Annotated in this window: 14 protein-coding genes; 5 read left to right on the top strand and 9 right to left on the bottom strand. The window is 44.6% G+C overall.

The genetic code is table 11. From position 1 onward, the window contains the following. The first annotated feature begins 4 nt into the window (after positions 1-4). Together kynU and kynB are read left to right on the top strand one after the other, a co-directional pair. Positions 5-1,282: a kynureninase gene (gene kynU / locus GLW00_RS01970; RefSeq protein ID WP_160910797.1), complete on the top strand. Its 1,278-nt coding sequence runs from the start codon at positions 5-7 to the stop codon at positions 1,280-1,282. A gap of 12 nt (positions 1,283-1,294) precedes the next feature. Beyond that, positions 1,295-1,927 (top strand): arylformamidase, encoded by a 633-nt coding sequence (kynB, locus tag GLW00_RS01965; protein WP_335808425.1) that lies wholly within the window; start codon positions 1,295-1,297, stop codon positions 1,925-1,927. 91 nt (positions 1,928-2,018) lie between these two features. On the opposite strand, the gene GLW00_RS01960 is transcribed toward kynB, so the two are convergent. The 6 genes from GLW00_RS01960 to GLW00_RS01940 all read right to left on the bottom strand — a co-directional run bounded on the left by GLW00_RS01960 (position 2,019) and on the right by GLW00_RS01940 (position 10,620). Continuing rightward, positions 2,019-3,548: a BCCT family transporter gene (locus GLW00_RS01960; protein ID WP_160910796.1), complete on the bottom strand. Its 1,530-nt coding sequence runs from the start codon at positions 3,546-3,548 to the stop codon at positions 2,019-2,021. A 157-nt stretch (positions 3,549-3,705) separates the two neighbouring features. Then, a complete protein-coding gene (locus GLW00_RS20435) occupies positions 3,706-3,879 on the bottom strand; it encodes a hypothetical protein (protein WP_202412332.1) in 174 nt (57 codons plus the stop codon). A gap of 62 nt (positions 3,880-3,941) precedes the next feature. Then, entirely contained in the window at positions 3,942-5,420 is a 1,479-nt protein-coding gene (locus GLW00_RS01955) for a phytoene desaturase family protein (protein WP_160910795.1), read from the bottom strand. 224 nt (positions 5,421-5,644) lie between these two features. Beyond that, positions 5,645-6,892, bottom strand: coding sequence for an aminopeptidase (locus tag GLW00_RS01950; protein WP_160910794.1), 1,248 nt, complete (start codon positions 6,890-6,892; stop codon positions 5,645-5,647). 130 nt (positions 6,893-7,022) lie between these two features. Next, a complete protein-coding gene (locus GLW00_RS01945; protein ID WP_160910793.1) occupies positions 7,023-8,918 on the bottom strand; it encodes an ABC-F family ATP-binding cassette domain-containing protein in 1,896 nt (631 codons plus the stop codon). A 280-nt stretch (positions 8,919-9,198) separates the two neighbouring features. Continuing rightward, positions 9,199-10,620 (bottom strand): alanine/glycine:cation symporter family protein, encoded by a 1,422-nt coding sequence (locus GLW00_RS01940; protein ID WP_160910792.1) that lies wholly within the window; start codon positions 10,618-10,620, stop codon positions 9,199-9,201. 849 nt (positions 10,621-11,469) lie between these two features. Between GLW00_RS01940 and GLW00_RS01935 the strand changes: the two genes are divergently transcribed. The 3 genes from GLW00_RS01935 (at position 11,470) to GLW00_RS01925 (ending at position 15,110) form a co-directional block, all read left to right on the top strand. Beyond that, positions 11,470-12,582 (top strand): Fe(3+) ABC transporter substrate-binding protein, encoded by a 1,113-nt coding sequence (locus GLW00_RS01935; protein WP_160910791.1) that lies wholly within the window; start codon positions 11,470-11,472, stop codon positions 12,580-12,582. A gap of 193 nt (positions 12,583-12,775) precedes the next feature. Beyond that, the gene (locus tag GLW00_RS01930; RefSeq protein ID WP_160911810.1) at positions 12,776-14,386 is read left to right on the top strand and encodes an ABC transporter permease; all 1,611 of its coding nucleotides are present in this window, start codon (positions 12,776-12,778) and stop codon (positions 14,384-14,386) included. Between the two features lies 1 nt (position 14,387). Continuing rightward, the gene (locus GLW00_RS01925; RefSeq protein WP_160910790.1) at positions 14,388-15,110 is read left to right on the top strand and encodes an ABC transporter ATP-binding protein; all 723 of its coding nucleotides are present in this window, start codon (positions 14,388-14,390) and stop codon (positions 15,108-15,110) included. 39 nt (positions 15,111-15,149) lie between these two features. Here the strand turns inward: GLW00_RS01925 and GLW00_RS01920 are convergent, their stop codons facing one another. The 3 genes from GLW00_RS01920 to GLW00_RS01910 form a co-directional block, all read right to left on the bottom strand. Beyond that, entirely contained in the window at positions 15,150-15,671 is a 522-nt protein-coding gene (locus tag GLW00_RS01920) for an acyl-CoA thioesterase (protein ID WP_089653695.1), read from the bottom strand. A 65-nt stretch (positions 15,672-15,736) separates the two neighbouring features. Then, entirely contained in the window at positions 15,737-17,068 is a 1,332-nt protein-coding gene (locus GLW00_RS01915; protein WP_160910789.1) for a sensor histidine kinase, read from the bottom strand. Next, positions 17,065-17,751 (bottom strand): response regulator transcription factor, encoded by a 687-nt coding sequence (locus GLW00_RS01910; RefSeq protein ID WP_160910788.1) that lies wholly within the window; start codon positions 17,749-17,751, stop codon positions 17,065-17,067. Before GLW00_RS01910 ends, GLW00_RS01915 begins: the two co-directional genes overlap by 4 nt. Positions 17,752-17,832 lie beyond the last annotated feature (81 nt).

Genomic DNA, 17,832 nt, shown 5'->3' with positions numbered 1-17,832 from the left:
ATTCATGACTAAACCTGTAATCTCAAGAGAAGATGTAAGAGCAATGGACCAGCAAGACACGCTTCAAGCGTTCAAACGTGAATTTTACCAGGAAGGTTTTTACTATATGGATGGAAATTCCCTCGGTTTGCTTTCAAGACGTTCCGAGGAAACGCTCTCCACGTCCCTGAACGATTGGAAAAAACATGCGATCGGCGGATGGACCGAAGGAAAAGAACCCTGGTTTTACATGTCAGAGAAAATCGGAGCTTTGACCGCTCCTCTCATCGGTGCGAAACCGGAAGAAGTGATTAATACCGGTTCTATTACATCAAATATCCACCAGTTGTTGGCAACCTTCTATAAGCCAGAAGGAAAACGCACGAAAATCCTTGCAGATGAACTAAACTTCCCGTCTGATATTCATGCGATCAAGAGCCAGATTCAGTGGCACGGGTTAGCGCCTGAAGAACACTTGATCCGTGTGCAAAGTGAAGATGGCTATACATTATCAGAAGATACCATCATTAAAGAAATGGACGAAGACATCGCTGTTCTTCTCCTGCCTTCCGTTTTGTATCGCAGTGGTCAACTACTCGATATTGAAAAAATAACAAAGGCCGCTCACGAATTTGGCATCATCGTCGGCTTTGATCTTGCCCACTCGATCGGTGCTCTTCCTCACCGTTTGAATGAATGGGGCGTCGACTTTGCCGTCTGGTGTACGTATAAGTATTTAAACAGTGGACCTGGAGGCGTCGGCGGACTGTATGTGAACGAAAAGCATCTCGGCAAGAGTCCAGGTCTTGCGGGGTGGTTCAGCTCAGACAAAGACAAACAGTTCGATATGAGCCATGAACTAACACCAGCAGAATCCGCAGGTGCTTTTCAAATCGGCACCCCTCATGTACTCAGTTCTGCACCTCTCTTAGGATCACTTGAGCTTTTTGAAGAAGCAGGGATCGAACGAATTAGAGAAAAATCATTGCAGCTTACCCGTTTGTTGATGGACCTTGTTCACCAGGAACTATCAGGGTACGGCTTCAAAATCGGTAATCCTTTGAATGATGAACACCGAGGTGGCCATATCTGTCTCATCCATGACGAGGCCGCAAGCATCTGTAAGGCTTTAAAACAAGAAACCATCATCCCGGACTTCCGTTCACCGAACGTCATCCGCCTTGCACCGATTGCTTTTTATACGTCATATGAAGATGTATATGAGGTGGTTTCACGCTTGAAAGACATCCTGGAGAATGACAAACAAAAGCAGTTTAAAAATGAAAGAGATACCATCGCCTAAGGAGGTTTTTTAATGATGAAATTCATTGATATTACCATGATATTGAACAACGAAACGCCTCCCTGGCCGGGAGACGAGCCCTTTGAATACAAGCTGACGTGGTCTATGGAGGATACGGGCTCTGTTAATGTTGGCCAATTCAAAGGCAGTAATCATATTGGAACCCATGTGGATGCCCCTTATCACTATGATTCCGCCGGCTTAAAAATTGCAGACCTACCCGTCGATCGATTTTCGGGCCAAGCGCTGGTTGTTCACCTAAAAGATAAACCGGCCATCACGAAAGAGCTCCTGGAAGGCGTCGACTTGAGTAAGGTAAGTAAAGTGTTATTCCGAACAGACAGTTGGACAGACCGTACCCGCTTCCCTGATCCATACACGGTCATCGGTGATGATATCGGTCCATTTTTAAAACAACATGGCATAGACCTCATCGGCATCGATACTCCTTCTGTTGACCCTGAAACGAGTAAAGAGTTAAAAGGACACCACACCCTGTACCGAAATGACATCTTGATTCTTGAAGGGATCGACCTTTCTGAAGTGTCATCAGGAGTTTATGAGCTTTTTGCTTTTCCATTGAAAATGGAGCAGGCTGATGGTAGCCCCGTCCGTGCCGTTCTGCGAACTGTTGAGGCTATCTAATCCCCCACTCCACTTGTGGGGCGGTTGTTTGGTTCTATATATAAAAAAATGCCCGGGAGGCTTTCCCGGGCATTTTTTTATGAGAAAATATTTATTTTTTGGTGATTCGTTGGTCAATAGCCATCTTCTTCGCTACTTTTGGTGCAAGCCAGATCATTGGCAGTAGAAGAATGGATACTGGAACAGCTGTAACAACAATGAAGTTTTGCAGCTGAGTAATACCACTGTCGCCTGTGATTAACAGAATGACAGCGATCGCGCCCATCAATACGGCCCAGAACACTCTAAGCCAGCTTTGCGGGTTCCCTTCTCCTGTGACGGCCATGGCAATCGTGTAAGACATGGAGTCACTCGTCGTTACAACGAAAAGAATCGTTAATAACAGGAATAACGGAGAAATGATACTTGCTAACGGGAATTGTTCAGTAATGGCGAACATCGCTGCTGGATTACCTGCTTCATTCAATGCGTTGGATACAGATCCAGGGTTGTTCAATTCAAAGAAGATTCCTGATCCGCCAAGGACCGTAAACCAAAACGTAGAAATAACTGGTGCAAAGACAGATACAGCAATGATAATCTCTCTGATCGTCCGACCTCTTGAAATACGGCTGACAAGAATCGCCATCATCGGTCCATACCCGATGAACCATCCCCAGAAGAATACTGTCCATAGAGACAGCCAGCCTTCATCGCCTCGATACGTACTCATCGGAATGAATTGATCGACATAATATCCGAAGCCTGCTAGGAAGTGGTCAATGATGAAACCACCAGGTCCAAAGATGACGATAAACGCCATCAACGCAATCGCCATTCGGACGTTGAAGCTACTTAAAATCTGAATTCCCTTATATAAACCTGTAACTGCTGAAATCGTCGATATAACTACAACAGCAAAAATAATGGAAAACTGTGTGCTGAACTGATTAGGGATTCCGAAAATTTCCTGAAGTCCGTAACTAGCCTGAAGACCAAGGAAGCCAATCGGTCCGATCGTCCCTGCTGCTACAGCAATAACAGAGAAAGCATCAATAATCGTACCTAACCAGCTGTGACGCAATTTTTCACCGAAGATCGGATAAAGCAAGGTTCTAGGTTTCATCGGCATGCCTTTATGATAGTGACCATACATCATGACGACCGCACTGATTGTGCCAAGAATGGCCCAAGCCAGGAAGCCCCAGTGCATAAAACTTTGTGCCAATGCCGGATTAATCGCTGCTTCTGTCCCAGCTTCAATTCCACCCGACTGGGATGGGGGCACAGTCAGGAAGTGCCACATCGGTTCAGCAGCAGCCCAGAAAACGCCTCCGCCGGCCAAGAGGGTTGCCATAATGATGGATAGCCATTTGTATAACCCTATTTCTGGCTTCTCCATATCCCCCATTCTGATTTTTCCATAACGTGAAAAAGCTAAATATAAACCAACAACGAACGTAGCAAGCATGAGCACTTGCCAGAAAGCACCGAAGTACTTGGCTGACCATGCAAAGCTGTCACTGACGATCATTTCAATCAAATCAATATCAATAAGTGCAAGAATAACGAAAAGGACCAATAATCCTCCGCTTATTACAAATACCGGCCAGTCGATACGGCCTGTGTTTTTATTTTCCATAGTTGTCTCCTTTAATTCATAGTGTGTTGGAATGCACAATGTACAACTTTATCACTCTTATTATTATGGTGTAAAGCTATATCCTTTATCCTTTAGTGTATTGTTTTTTAAAAGAAACGCATGAAAAAGGCGACCCCTTGAAAGAGATCGCTTCTCTTTAATCTTCTTTGGACTCGACTTTATGATCTTCCTGTCTGTTCTGGCATTCCTTGCAAAGATTGATCTCTCTCTCTTCTTTGATTTGAAGCGGTTTGCCACAGCGCTGACACTCATCGTAGTTATTCGGGTTGGCTTGGAATCCCGGCATTTCATTACTTCCATCGTTATACATACAATTTCATCTCCTTTATCTTTCACCTTTTCTTTTCTTATTCCCTAATCACTTTACATTAATCATCTCGTCATTTCCTTTGCGGCTGTCATCCCTGACAAGGTTACTCCAAGTGTTCCGGCCCCTGGAAAAACCGTATCCCCGCATTGATAAACGTCCGGAATGCCGGTGCGGATGGAGTAGCTGTTCAGCCAGCTATATTTCCCCGTCGGTGTGTACCCTCCTACTTTTCCACCTTTTCTTCTCAACCACTTTTGAAAAGTAACCGGCGTACCAGGAAGAACGATGTCTAACTTTTCTTCAAATCCCGGGAAGTAAAAATCCACTGTGTTGAGAAGGCGGTTTTTCATGTGTTCCTTATCCGCTTCATATTGATCAGAGTTCCACCAGTTAGAAAGAGAGGTGTGAGTAGAAATGGTCAATGACCGCTTTCCATAAGGCGCCATCTTCAAATCCTCGGGATGGGATAAGGACATTAAAAACTGTCCCCCATTATGGAGTTCGTCCGGGTGGTCAGGGTCAATAAACTGATGATACAAAACCTCAGACTCTTCAAAAACCGTCCCATCCACACCTCCATGAATGATAAAAGCTCCCCAAGTATCCCTTTTTTCTTCTTTTAATGATTGTATATAGGATTGTTCACCTAACTCGTCTGATACCGTATCATGGAAATTATGAACAGAATTGTTTAACAGCACCTTTTGAGCTCGAAAGACTTGATCACGCTTCGTATGAAATTCAAAATGCCTGCCGCTTTTCTCTACTTTGTGGATAGGGTGACGCATATAAATATCGTTCCCTGAATCCTTGATGAATGACGCCAAACGCTCGGCAACAGAAGCAAGACTTCCATGTACAGCATAAGCGCCTTTATGAAACGTTTGTAACGCAGCATAGCCTAAAAATGCAGGGCAATATTCAACGCTTGTTTGAACACTATCCATTAACTCCCCATTCAGAAACACTCGAAAAAGACGATGATTATGAAGCCCATACTTCTTCAGACGATCTTCTATCGTCTGGTTCATGAAGGGAAGAAGTTGCAATGAATTCTTGTTTATTAAAGGGACGACACGCGTCATGTCTTTTATTGTTCGTGGAGGAAATACTGGAAGGTCTTCCGTTAAACGATCAACCATTGCTCCCACTTTATACACTTCATCATAGAACGATTGGATGGCAGAAGATTGATCTGGAAAAATTCGTTGGATCTCTTCATACCAACGGCTTCGCTCACGATAATAATGGATGGTGCGGTCTGGCATGTGGATATCCATGATGGTATCTAACAAGGTCATGTCAGGAGGATCAATTTTTAATTGATCGAAGAGTTTGCGAAGAATCCCTCCTTCTTCAAATCCCATACCAAGGGTGGCACCGGACTGAAAACGGTACCCGTTTCGTTCAAATTTTCCTGCACTACCCCCAAGTTCATTAGAGGCTTCAAAGACGGCCACTTTCATTCCTTTTTCCGCGAGGGAAGCTGCAGCTGCCAGCCCTCCGAAGCCTGCACCTACAACTCCAACATCATAAATCATCCGCACACCTCCCTCCTCTTCTTTTCCCCCATCTCCATGATTTTAGGCGTGGCTGATGTTCTTGAAGTATATGGCGGGATTGTTGAAGACTCCGTTTCGAGATTTTTTTAAGTGGATGAGAGCAGCGGGATTGAAAAAGAGGTGCACTTCCACGAAGAAGAAATTCAGCTCGCTTATGCATAAGAAAACCGGCAGTTTCTTAGAAGCTGCCGGTTTTTGCTGTTTTATTCAAATGTAATAGCCCAGCTTCCTTGGCGCATGACGGGTTCTGTCGTTCCGTCAGCTCGTACACCATCGATGTCAAGCTCACCGGATCCCATCATGAAATCTACGTGAGATAGACTGTCATTTACACCATTCTGATCAAGTTCCTTGGCGCTCATGTCTGACCCGCCTGTCATGTTATTCGGATACGCTTTTCCGAGGGCAAGGTGACAAGAAGCATTTTCATCATAAAGGGTGTTATAAAAAATCAATCCGGATTGAGAAATCGGTGACTCATGCGGCACAAGTGCCAATTCTCCAAGTCTGCGAGAACCTTCGTCTGTTTCCAGAAGGTGCTTCAGCGTTTCTTCGCCTTCTTCTGCTGTGAAATCAACAACTTTCCCTTCTTTAAATGTCAACGTGAAGTTGTCGATGACGTTTCCCCCGTAGTTCAACGGTTTCGTACTGGAAACTTTCCCATCTACTCCATATTTATGAGGAGCTGTAAATACTTCTTCCGTCGGCATGTTCGGGTTGAATTGGATTTTTCCTTCAACGGTCTTCGAAGGTCCACCCTTCCAAATGTGTCCTTCAGGCAGCGCCACTTCAAGGTCCGTACCTGGAGCTTTATAAATCAACTTCTGGTACTGTTTTTCATTCAAGTATTCACGAGCTTTAATCAGCGTTTGATTATGCTCTTCCCATGCAGCAACCGGGTCTTCACGGTCGACACGGACGATGCTGAAGATTTGCTCCCAAAGCTTTTCAACCGCTGTATCTTCCTCTTCTCCAGGGAAGATCTTTTGTGCCCACTTAGGAATCGGGATGCTGACAATCGACCATTGGATGCGGTCATTCATCGTATAATCACGGAACTTGGACATCGCTTCTGATCTCGCTTTTGTAGCAGCTGCCACTTTGCTTGCATCGATACCTTTCAGAAGATCAGGGTCTGTGGAGCGAATGGAAAGAATGGCTGCCCCTTGCTCAGCAAAGTACGTGTATTGCTGTTTCTGCCATTCAGGGACGTCCGATAATGTCTCCTGATCTGCATGTTCATATTTCATGCGGGTCAGTTCATCGTCACCCCAGTTAATATGTACATCTTTCGCTCCCATTTCGAAAGCTTTTCGTGCGACAATGCGTGTGAATTCCGCTCCAGCAATCGTACAATTAATCATTAACAATTGATCCTTCTGCAAATTGACGCCTGTGCGCAAGGCTAACTCTGCGTATTTTTCCAAGTTTTCTTTGCTTGGCATTTTCATGATTACATTCCTCCTGTCAATGCTTGTATCCGTATTCATTATTCCATAAAACGCACGGGACTACAAAAATAAGGCGGTGATCTTTATATAAAAAAGAGTGGAAAGCAAACGCTCCCCACTCTCCTCGTCATTATTCATCCTCTACTCCCTCAACAATCAAGGAAAGCTCTTCCCACCGCTCCATTTTCGTTTCTAATTCTGTCTCAGCTTCTTGTTTTTCTTTAGAAAGTTCCTGGACACGGTCGTAGTTGGTCGCTTCTGCCGCAAGCTGTTCATCAAGAAGCTCTACCTTTTCCTCCAAAGCAGAAATTTCATCTTCAATCGTCTCCCATTCCTGCTTTTCCCGATAAGATAACTTTCGCTTTCGATTAGCACGCCGAGTATCTTCCTGAGTGGATGGCTTTTTGTTCACCTGGACCTCTTTTTTCTCATCTTTTCTCTTTTCAAGATATTCCGTGTAATTGCCGTAAAACTTCCGGACGTCTCCATCTCCTTCAAAGGCTATCAGGCGGTCAACTACACGATCCAGGAAATAACGGTCGTGGGAAACCGTGATGACCACACCTGGGAACTGATCCAAGTAGTCTTCCAACACACTAAGCGTCTCTGTGTCGAGGTCGTTGGTCGGTTCATCTAAGAAAAGAACATTCGGTTCACTCATGAGAACTCTAAGCAAATATAAACGACGGCGCTCTCCACCAGAAAGACGCTTAATATACGTCCACTGCTGCGGGCGTGGGAATAAGAAACGCTCCAGCATCTGTTCCGCAGTAATTTCATCTCCATCCGCTGTCGTGATGACTTCCGCTACTTCTTTAATATATTCAATGACTTTCAAATTCTCATCAAGCTCTCCATGATCCTGCGTGTAATAGCCTATTTTAACAGTGGAACCGATGTGGACATTTCCGGTATCCGGTTGAATACGTTCAGCCATAATGTTCAGCAACGTCGTTTTACCAGAGCCATTCGGGCCGATGATCCCGAGTCTTTCTCCCGGCACGACAAGATGATCCAGATGATCGATCAGCGGTTGATCCCCAAAACCGTGGGTAATCCCCTCTAACTCTATGACCTGATTTCCTAATCTTGTAGAACCGATCGCCATATCCACGTTTTCCTTCTTCGTATCAAAGGTCTCTTCCTTCATGGATTCCACACGTTGTTTACGAGCCTTCTGCTTTGTCGTTCTCGCTTTCACACCAGCCTTCAACCAGGCAAGCTCTCTACGGAGAGTATTTTGATGTTTTTGTTCAGCTTGACGCTCCCACTCTTCTCTTTCTGCTTTTTTCTCGAGGAATGTTTCATAGTTTCCTTCATAGATATACAAGCGGCTTTTATCCAGTTCATAGATCAAATTCGTCACACGATTCAGGAAGTACCTGTCGTGCGTGACGATGACGAGTGATCCTCTATAGGATGCCAAATATTCTTCCAGCCACTCAATGGTTTCATTGTCCAGATGGTTCGTTGGCTCATCCAGTAAAAGCAAATCCGCCGGCTGAATGAGAGCTTTAGCAATAGCGACCCTTTTTTTCTGTCCTCCAGAAAGTTCACTGATCTTCTTATCAAAAAACTCGATCCCTAACTTGGACAGAATCGTTTTGGCAACTGTGTTTGCTTCCCAGGCCCCTTTTTCATCCATCTTTTGCTGAAGGTCCAGCATACGTTCCTGGACTTTTGGATCCTCAGGGCGAGCAGCTAAGTCCAATAGAACTTTTTCATAGGCTCTCATAACGACCATAATCTCTGCGTCCCCATGGTAAATTTGCTCAAGAACGGTATTTCTCTCGTCTAATTCCGGTTCCTGCGGCAAATATTCCACCGTAAAGTCCTTCGCATGATCCATATCTCCTGAATCACCACTCTCTATGCCTGCGAGAATCTTCATAAGCGTGGATTTCCCCGTACCATTCACTCCAATCAGGCCGATTCGCTGTTGATTGGATATCGTGAAAGTAAGGTCATCGAACAGATCTTTATCTCCATAACTTTTACTCAATTGATTGACTGATAGTAAACTCATTCCGCTCATTCCTTTTACTAAATATCTCTGTCCATCATATCACATATGAAAGAGTGAGAACTGATGCAGCGATTCTGGCCTCGTTTGGCGCGATTCTGGCCTCGTTTGGCGCGATTCTGGCCTCGTTTGGCGCGATTCTGGCCTCGTTTGGCGCGATTCTGGCCTCGTTTGGCGCGATTCTGGCCTCGTTTGGCGCGAACGGCATCCTATAAATGGATGCCGTTCGCGCATAAAAGAAAAAACAGCCTCTGGAACGAAATCCTGAGGCTGTTTATGTTTGTTAACCATGTTCCTTTTCTGAAGTCTGATCTCTTCTCCAGTATTCCATCCCGTCGACACCCGGGAGGTGGTCTTGATAAAAGACCGGATCTTTCCCTGCTTTCTTCTGCTTACGATAGTCTTGCAGTGCAGCATATGCCACAGATGATAATCGGAAAATCGCATATAAGTTGATCAATGCCATGATCCCCATCGTCAAGTCGGCCAGTGACCATACAAGACCAAACTCAGCAATCGCACCGAACATGACCATAAACAGTACAGCTACTCTGTAAATAAAGATCGCTGGTTTACTTGTTTTGATGAATTCGATGTTCGTCTCTCCATAGTAATAGTTCCCGATGATTGAGCTGAATGCGAAAAGGAAGATAGCTATGGCAATGAAAACGGCCGCCCATGCGCCGAGTTCAGATTCAAATGCCTCCTGAGTCAGCTGAATTCCATCAAGGTCTGTTCCTACATAGTCTCCGGCAAAGAGAATAATGACAGCAGTCGCACTACAAATAAGCAAAGTATCTGTGAATACGCCCAATGTTTGAATCAACCCTTGTTTGACAGGGTGCGTGACCTCAGATGTAGCAGCTGCGTTTGGCGCACTCCCCATTCCTGCTTCGTTGGAGAATAATCCACGCTTAATCCCGATAAGAATCATACCGCCGAACGTACCCCCGGCAACTTCACGAAAGCCGAAAGCACCAGCGAAAATTTGTCCAAACATCGTCGGCACCTGTCCGATGTTCACAACCAATACGTAAGCTGCAAGAATGATATAGAAAATAGCCATAATCGGAATGATGAACTGGGTCACCTGAGCGATTCGTTTTAACCCACCAAAAATAATAATAGCTACAATAAAAGTAAGAATGCCGCCAAGCAACCATTTATCCATATCAAAGGAATTTTCAAAAGCTAGACGAATCGTATTGGATTGAACAGAACTGAAAACTAACCCGTACGTAAATGTAATGGTGATTGCGAAAACAATCCCAAGTCCTCTGTTCTTCAACCCTTTTTCAATATAATAGGCTGGACCGCCTCGATACTGTTTTTCTTCAGGGACTTTATAGATTTGTGCAAGTGTACTTTCAATAAAGCTTGAGGCTCCGCCAAGAATGGCTACAATCCACATCCAGAAAACAGCGCCGGGACCCCCGACCGTAATCGCAGCGGCTACTCCTGCTAAGTTACCCGTACCAACACGGGAGGCGGTACTAATAGCAAATGCCTGGAACGGAGACGTTCCTTTTTTGCCCTCTGCAGAAATGGATCGCTTATCAAAAAGGACCCGGAACATTTCTGGTATGTATGTAAACTGGGCAAAATTCAGTTTAATCGAAAACCATAAGCCTAAGCCGAGCAAGGCAGCAACGAGTATGGTTCCCCACATCCAGTCGTTGAGAAAAGTAAGTATATCTTCCACCATAACCTTCACCTCTTTAAGTTATATTTTCCATATAAAGTCAGTTCCCATAATTGCTTACAAACAAACCAACAACTATAAGAACTCAACTATTTTACCATACGTGCTCCCCACCCTCTACTCCTTATCCATCAAACAACCCAACCCCACTAACGCTCCCTTTAGTTGAAGACTCAGTTTCGAGACTTTTGTTGAGTGACGGGGGCTGCGGGGAATAGCTCGCTTTCCGCGGGAGCGCGGTGAGCCTCCTCGGACTGCGTCCTGTGGGGTCTCACCAAGCACTTTTTTCCCGCAGGAGTCTCGCCATTCCCTCCGCCCATTTGACATAGAAGTATCTCGAAACCACTTCCCGAATCATCAGCTATTCAGTTTGATAGAGTATCATTATAAAATCCCATGCAGAGACACTTGAACCCTGAAAGCTTGATACAGAGCGTTTTATGGTTACAACAATCGAGGTAGCGAGATACCATCCTACTTGGGAAAGGGGTTCGTTAGCCCCTTCATCTGATGGGGTGGTTGGGAAGCTGCGAGACTCCCGTGGGAGAAAGGAGATCGGCGAGATCCCGCAGGGCGTAGCCCGAGGAAGCTCGCCACTCCCCCCACTGGAAAGCGAGTAGCTTCCCAGCCACCCCTGACGCTCAACCCGGGCAACGGACCCTGGAAAGTCTCGAAGCTGAGTCTTCAACAATCCTGCCATATAGCGTAATAGAATATGAAACCTTATCATCATCTAAATGAAAAAAATTCTCAATATTCACTTGACTTCTTTCCTAAATCTATTAAAATTGAATCCGGAATGAAAATCATTATCAATGGTTGATAAAATTTTACATAAGAGGTGGAAAGAACATGAGAAACAAATGGTTTTTAATGAGCTTTATCCTTATCCTTTCTATGTTCGTACTTGCTGCTTGCGGCGGAGACGATCAGGAAGAAGCAACGGAATCGAATGAAGAAGAAACAACGAACACAGAAGAAAACAGCGAAGAGAACGCTTCAGAAGAAACTGGTGGAGAGGTGAACCTTTACACTGGGCGTCACTATGATACTGACCAGGAGCTTTACGACAAGTTCGAGGAAGAAACAGGCATTAAAGTCAACGTCATTGAAGGAAAAGACGATGAGTTGATTGCACGTCTTGACCGTGAAGGTGAAGCTTCGGAAGCCGATCTTTTAATCACAGCGGATGCTGGCCGCCTGCACCGTGCGAAGTCCCAAGAGCTTCTGCAGCCCATTGAAAGTGATGTATTAAGTGAAAACATTCCGGAGAAATTCCGCGATGAAGATAACAACTGGTTCGGATTGACGAAACGTGCTCGTGTCATTGCTTACCATAAAGAACGCGTAAATGAAGAAGACGTTCAAACTTATATGGACCTGACAAAAGATGAGTTCCAGGATAAAGTCCTGATCCGTTCATCTTCTAACATTTACAACCAGTCCCTTGTCGCTTCTATGATTGCTACTGAAGGTGAAGAAGCTGCGAAAGAATGGGCACAAGGCATTGTGGACAACATGGCCCGTGACCCTCAAGGTGGAGACCGTGACCAGGCAAAAGCTGTAGCTGCCGGTGAAGGTGATGTAGCCGTTATGAATACCTACTACATGGGTAAAATGTTGAATTCTGAAGATGAAGAAGAAGTTAAAGTTGCGGAACAGCTAGAAATCATGTTCCCGAACCAGGATACAACAGGTACTCACGTAAACATCAGTGGTGTTGGTGTGACAGCAAGCAGCCAAAACACGGAAAACGCGAAGAAGTTCATTGAGTTCCTTTCTAAAGAGGAAGCACAAAAACAATTTGCTGAAGCAAACTATGAATACCCGGTCAACCCTAATGTAGAGCCTTCTGAGCTTCTGCAAAGCTGGGGTGAGTTCAAAGAGCAGGACATTCGTCTGAATGAACTTGGAGAGAACAACGATCGTGCAATTCAAATCATGAATGAAGTTGGCTGGAAATAATAAGAGCCCACTCCCCGCATCATGCCTTCCATGATGCGGTTTTTTCTATACAAAACAGTTGAGAACTGTTATCATTAAAGCGGACTCAACCTTGAATGAAGAAAGTTCTCCGGCTTTTTTCATTCAAGGCTGAGCGATTGGTAGGATAAAGGACGTGTCACGCTTGAATTTGTTACGTAAGCTTCCTGGGTACATGAACATTTGGTCGATCCTCAGCCTGGCGATTGTCATTTTGATTCTCATTCCCAACATGACGATCCTCTTCAACTTCTTTACACAAAAGGCTGAAAACTGGAATCACATCCAGGAATACATCTTGCCGGATTTATTAAAAAATACCGGTTTGCTTATTGTTTTCACAGGATTTTTAACCATCATCATCGGTACGAGTTTAGCATGGATCGTGTCAGCCTATGAGTTTCCTATGAAAAAGTTCTTTAAATGGGCGCTGATCCTGCCACTGGCCATCCCGCCCTATATTGCGGGGTACACATATAACGGGATTTTGAATTATACAGGCGTCATCCAAACAACATTACGAAACAATTGGGGCATTGAGGTGGATCAAGTCTATTTCAATATTCTCAATCTGCCGGGGGCCGTCTTTATATTCACGCTCTTTCTCTTTCCCTATGTGTACACGATCACAAGAGCTTTTCTAGCGAATCAGTCCGCATCACTCATTGAAAATGCCAGAATCCTCGGCCGCTCTCCAGTAGATATCTTTTTCAGAGTAGTACTCCCTATATCACGTGGAGCGATTGTCGGTGGCGTAAGTCTTGTGCTTTTGGAAGTATTAAATGACTACGGAGTGGTTCAATATTTCGGTGTGCCGACGTTCAGTACAGCGATTTTCCAAACATGGTTCGGGATGAATGATCTCAATTCAGCCATCAAACTTTCGGCGACACTTATGTTTATTGTGTTTGCCATCCTTACTTTAGAAAAAGTGCTCCGTGGCCGTAAAAAATATGCATCCACAACAGCTAAAGCTCGACCCCTCCACCCTACTCAGTTAAAAGGATGGAAGGCATGGGGGGCTTTTGGATACTGTTTGTTTATTTTCTTATTAGGATTTCTCATTCCATTCGTACAGCTCGTCGACTGGATGTTATTGACTTTTGAAAAAATCGCATCTCCCGAATTTACGACACTCATTTGGAATTCACTTCTTGTCTCTTTCGTTGGTGCCTTATTGATTCTTTTGTTTGCTGTGATTATCGCCAACTTTTCCAGAATGCATCAGAGCGCCTTATCAAAGTCGGCAGCAAAAGTGACGATCTTAGGATATTCCATTCCGGGAGCCGTCATCGCTGTCGGGATCAGTACCGTTTTTATTGGTTTGGATAATGGTCTTTCTAACTTTTATGAAACTACTGGTATGGAAAGCCGCCTATTCCTGAGTACGAGTTTAGTCATCTTAATCTCTGCCTATATCATTCGCTTCCTTGCCATCGGGTATAATTCCATCGAATCCGGTTTTGATAAAATCGGCAATAAGTATACGGAAGCTTCAAGAATGCTGGGCATGAACATGACGCGTACCTTTTTCAAAGTCGATTTAAGAATGATCAAAGCTCCGCTCATCAGCGGGTTTCTGCTTGCTTTTATCGAAATCATAAAAGAACTGCCTCTCACCTTGATTTTGAGACCGTTTAACTTTGGAACGCTATCGACGAATGCTTTTAAATACGCGAGTGATGAACAAATTCATGAGGCGGCTCTCGCCTCCATCATTATCGTTGTCATCAGTGCCATTGCTGTTTTTGTTTTTCATCAAGTTTTAGAAAAGGAGTCGAATTGATATGTACGTTCAAATCAAAGATCTCTGTTTTGGATATAAAAACGCAAAGAATTTGACGATCCACCATTTCAACCTTGATATCGAACAAGGAGAGATCATCTCCATTCTTGGTGAAAGTGGCAGTGGAAAGAGTACCGTACTGCGTCTTCTCTGTGGTCTTGAAACACCTTCCAAGGGAACGATAAAAATTGGAAATCAGACGATGACCGATGAACGGACGTTTGTCCTACCTGAAAGAAGAGGAATTGGCATGGTCTTTCAAGATTATGCTCTATTCCCTCATATGACGGTTTATGAGAATGTGCAGTTCGGATTAAAGAATTGGAAACGGAAAGAACGGAAGAATCGCGTACACGAAGTACTGGAACTGGTGAACATGAGCAGCTATGCAAAGAGATACCCTCATGAATTAAGTGGCGGACAGCAGCAGCGAATAGCTCTGGCTCGTTCCCTGGCTCCTGAGCCTTCCCTTCTTCTTTTGGATGAACCATTTAGTAATTTGGATGCAGACCTGCAAATCAAAATCAGAAGTGAATTGAAAGACATCATCAAACAAACAGGCACGACTTCTATTTTCGTCACCCACGACCGCGAGGACTCGAGAGCGATCGCTGATCGCATCATTACTATGAGAGACGGAGCAGCCCACGATTGGGATTCTCTTTGTACAACGACCCGTCATGAAGAAGAACAGCGTCAACCTGAGCTCGTTCGGCTCAAATAAAAGAAAGCTCGGCTGCCGTTATAGGCAGCCGAGCTTTTTTTAACAGTCGCGTTTCCAAGGAAGGCTCGTACCAAACTTCTCAGCCAACTCCTTCGATTCTTTCCTTCTGTTTTTCCTGTGTTCATGACGCTTCTGCGCATTTTCATGCAGCCACTTTTCTTCATCAGATTCAGGGTAAACCCCTGGTACCGGGGATGGTTCGTTCTTTTCGTCCACGGCTACCATGGATAAGAAAGCGGTTGTGCAAACCTTTCTTTCTCCAGTCAGAAGGTTCTCTGTCGTTGCTTTGACGAACACTTCCATGGACGTATTATGTGTCCATGTGACGAATGCCTCCAGACAAATGGTATCTCCCTCAAAAACCGGCTGCAGAAAGTCGACGGAATCTGTAGATGCCGTCACCACCGGCTTTCTGGCATGTCTGACTGCTGCAATCGCTGCTACATCATCAATATGTGCCATCAGCTTTCCACCGAATAACGTTCCGTGACTATTCGTATCCGGAGGTAAAACGTGTGAACTTTTTACTGTTAATGAATCGATACAAGGTTTTGCTTCCATTGTGTATTTCCTCACTTCCATATGGAATCGTTCTCTGCCTTCTATTATACCATGTTTGGTATATCTCACTCTTTTTGACTGAATACAATTTCAAAAACTGCACCAGACGTGTCTTCCCTGTTGTAGGCATGGATCTCTCCACCACTCCGTTCAATGATTGCTCTGGATATGGCAAGCCCAAGCCCTGTTTCCCCTTCTTTTCCTTTAATAAAACGTTCGAAAAGCTGAGGTAGAAGTTCCTCTGGAATACCAGGACCATCGTCGATTACTTTTACTCGATACTGATCCTGCCCTTTCTCTGTAGTCATGATCACTGTACTCTCTGCATGTCTGACCCCATTGCTTAATATATTGATCATCGCCTGAAGGACTCGTTCCCTGTCAACGAATGTATGGTAAGAATGAATATCTTTCGTTCGCAATGCAATCCCTTTTTCCTTGGCAAGTGGATACAGCCTATCCCTCGCTTGACTAACCACTTCAGATATTTCCGTTCCTTCCGGGTTATACACATCTTCGCTGCTGTCAAGCTTGGCTAACAGGATCATTTCATTCACGATCTTTTTCAAGCGTTCGGTCTCACTCACCATGACATTCAAACCTTTTTCTGCCGCTTCTCCTTCAAACACTCCATCCCTGATCCCTTCTGCATACCCTTGAATCGACATCAAAGGCGTTTTAAGTTCATGGGATGCATTTTGAAAGAACTGCTTTTGGGAGTGGATATACCTGGAGAGCTCTGCAGCCATGTGCCTGAGGCTTTGCTCTACTTCACCAATTTCTCCGGAAGCATGAACTTTTTTCACATCAGAGAACTGACGCTTTTCGATCTTTTTCACTTCTTCCTTCAATTTTGTAAGAGGGGTTACGAGACGCCAGGTCAACACATAACTCACAAGGATCGCAAGGAATAAGCCGATGAGAAAAACAACAATCATACGTGAGGCAAATACGGATTGGACGGCTTGCAGGTCATTGAGCGGGGTTGCCATGACGAGGACTTGACGCTCATCTGCGCTCACAGGAAAGTCATAAGCTACGTATTTCTCCCCCATCGTTTCCCAAACTTCCTGATCGATCAGTTCCTCTTCATAACGTTCCACCCAGGCATACGCTACGACAGCAGGCATCGTACGGAATAATATCTCATCACTTTCCCTATCGAATAATACGATCGGATAATTTCTGTCCTGCAACAGTTGGGAGAGTTCAGGGCTCCGCTCAGGATCCTGATCATTGATAATGTCTACCAGAAGATCTGCTCTCCCCTTAAGTTGGCGCTGTTCATCCTGAATAAGCATGTCCATGAGCAGCGAGTAGATAAAAAATGCGGTGATCGACATAATGACGATAATTAACGTCGCAAAAGCGGCATTCAATTGATACAAAAGCTTCATGTACGCTTCTCCTTCAATCGATAGCCGTGTCCCCACACCGTTTCAATCGGCAGGTCTTTCATCTTCTTACGTAATCGCTTGATCAGGTCATCGACCGCACGATCACTGCCGTAATAATCCTCTCCCCATACTTTGATCAACAGTTCTTCACGGGCAAAGGCACGATTCTCTTGAGAAGCCAGGATTTTCAGCATCTCAAACTCTTTTGTTGTCACTTCGATCTCTTCACCTTGAAAATAGGCTTGTCTCTCCGCATCATTCAATTCAAGTTCACCAGCTACGATGGTTTCCTGTGCCTCATCTTCACTCGGCTTCATGGCTTGCCAACGTTTCAAGTGGCGCTTAGCCCTTGCCACTAACTCCCTCGGACTGAAAGGTTTGGTTAAGTAATCATCCCCACCCAGTTCCAGGCCGAGAATTTTATCTACCTCTTCATCTTTGGCTGATATAATAATTATCGGAACTTCTGAAATCTGACGTATTTTTTTACAAAACTCATAGCCATCCATTCCAGGAAGCATGATGTCCAGCACCCAAAGGTCAGGGGTCTGTTCCTGAAAAATATCCCAGGCCTTCTCTGCCGTATCTACAGCGATCACCTGATACCCTTCTTTATTTAAATAACCTTCTACAATATCTCGAATATTCGGATCGTCTTCTACCAGTCCAATCATCTGATTCATAGATGGCATCCTCCTCTATCCACATCTGCTCTTGCTTTATTCTCTCATATTTTTTTAGTTTACTCCTACATTCCACACTTT

Origin of the sequence: Halobacillus litoralis, assembly GCF_009856445.1 — a bacterium.
Lineage (GTDB): Bacteria > Bacillota > Bacilli > Bacillales > Halobacillaceae > Halobacillus > Halobacillus litoralis.
Note: the sequence above shows the minus strand (reverse complement) of the source record. Positions and strands in the feature narration are given on the sequence as shown.

Excerpts from the sequence above, each read along its gene's own strand:
- GLW00_RS01930 (WP_160911810.1), top strand. The coding sequence starts at position 12,776 with ATGAACATTTGGTCGATCCTCAGCCTGGCGATTGTCATTTTGATTCTC.
- GLW00_RS20435 (WP_202412332.1), bottom strand. The coding sequence starts at position 3,879 with ATGTATAACGATGGAAGTAATGAAATGCCGGGATTCCAAGCCAACCCG.
- GLW00_RS01925 (WP_160910790.1), top strand. The coding sequence starts at position 14,388 with ATGTACGTTCAAATCAAAGATCTCTGTTTTGGATATAAAAACGCAAAG.
- GLW00_RS01950 (WP_160910794.1), bottom strand. The coding sequence starts at position 6,892 with ATGAAAATGCCAAGCAAAGAAAACTTGGAAAAATACGCAGAGTTAGCC.
- GLW00_RS01945 (WP_160910793.1), bottom strand. The coding sequence starts at position 8,918 with ATGAGTTTACTATCAGTCAATCAATTGAGTAAAAGTTATGGAGATAAA.
- GLW00_RS01935 (WP_160910791.1), top strand. The coding sequence starts at position 11,470 with ATGAGAAACAAATGGTTTTTAATGAGCTTTATCCTTATCCTTTCTATG.
- GLW00_RS01955 (WP_160910795.1), bottom strand. The coding sequence starts at position 5,420 with ATGATTTATGATGTTGGAGTTGTAGGTGCAGGCTTCGGAGGGCTGGCA.
- GLW00_RS01960 (WP_160910796.1), bottom strand. The coding sequence starts at position 3,548 with ATGGAAAATAAAAACACAGGCCGTATCGACTGGCCGGTATTTGTAATA.
- GLW00_RS01940 (WP_160910792.1), bottom strand. The coding sequence starts at position 10,620 with ATGGTGGAAGATATACTTACTTTTCTCAACGACTGGATGTGGGGAACC.
- GLW00_RS01915 (WP_160910789.1), bottom strand. The coding sequence starts at position 17,068 with ATGAAGCTTTTGTATCAATTGAATGCCGCTTTTGCGACGTTAATTATC.
- kynB (WP_335808425.1), top strand. The coding sequence starts at position 1,295 with ATGATGAAATTCATTGATATTACCATGATATTGAACAACGAAACGCCT.
- GLW00_RS01910 (WP_160910788.1), bottom strand. The coding sequence starts at position 17,751 with ATGAATCAGATGATTGGACTGGTAGAAGACGATCCGAATATTCGAGAT.
- kynU (WP_160910797.1), top strand. The coding sequence starts at position 5 with ATGACTAAACCTGTAATCTCAAGAGAAGATGTAAGAGCAATGGACCAG.
- GLW00_RS01920 (WP_089653695.1), bottom strand. The coding sequence starts at position 15,671 with ATGGAAGCAAAACCTTGTATCGATTCATTAACAGTAAAAAGTTCACAC.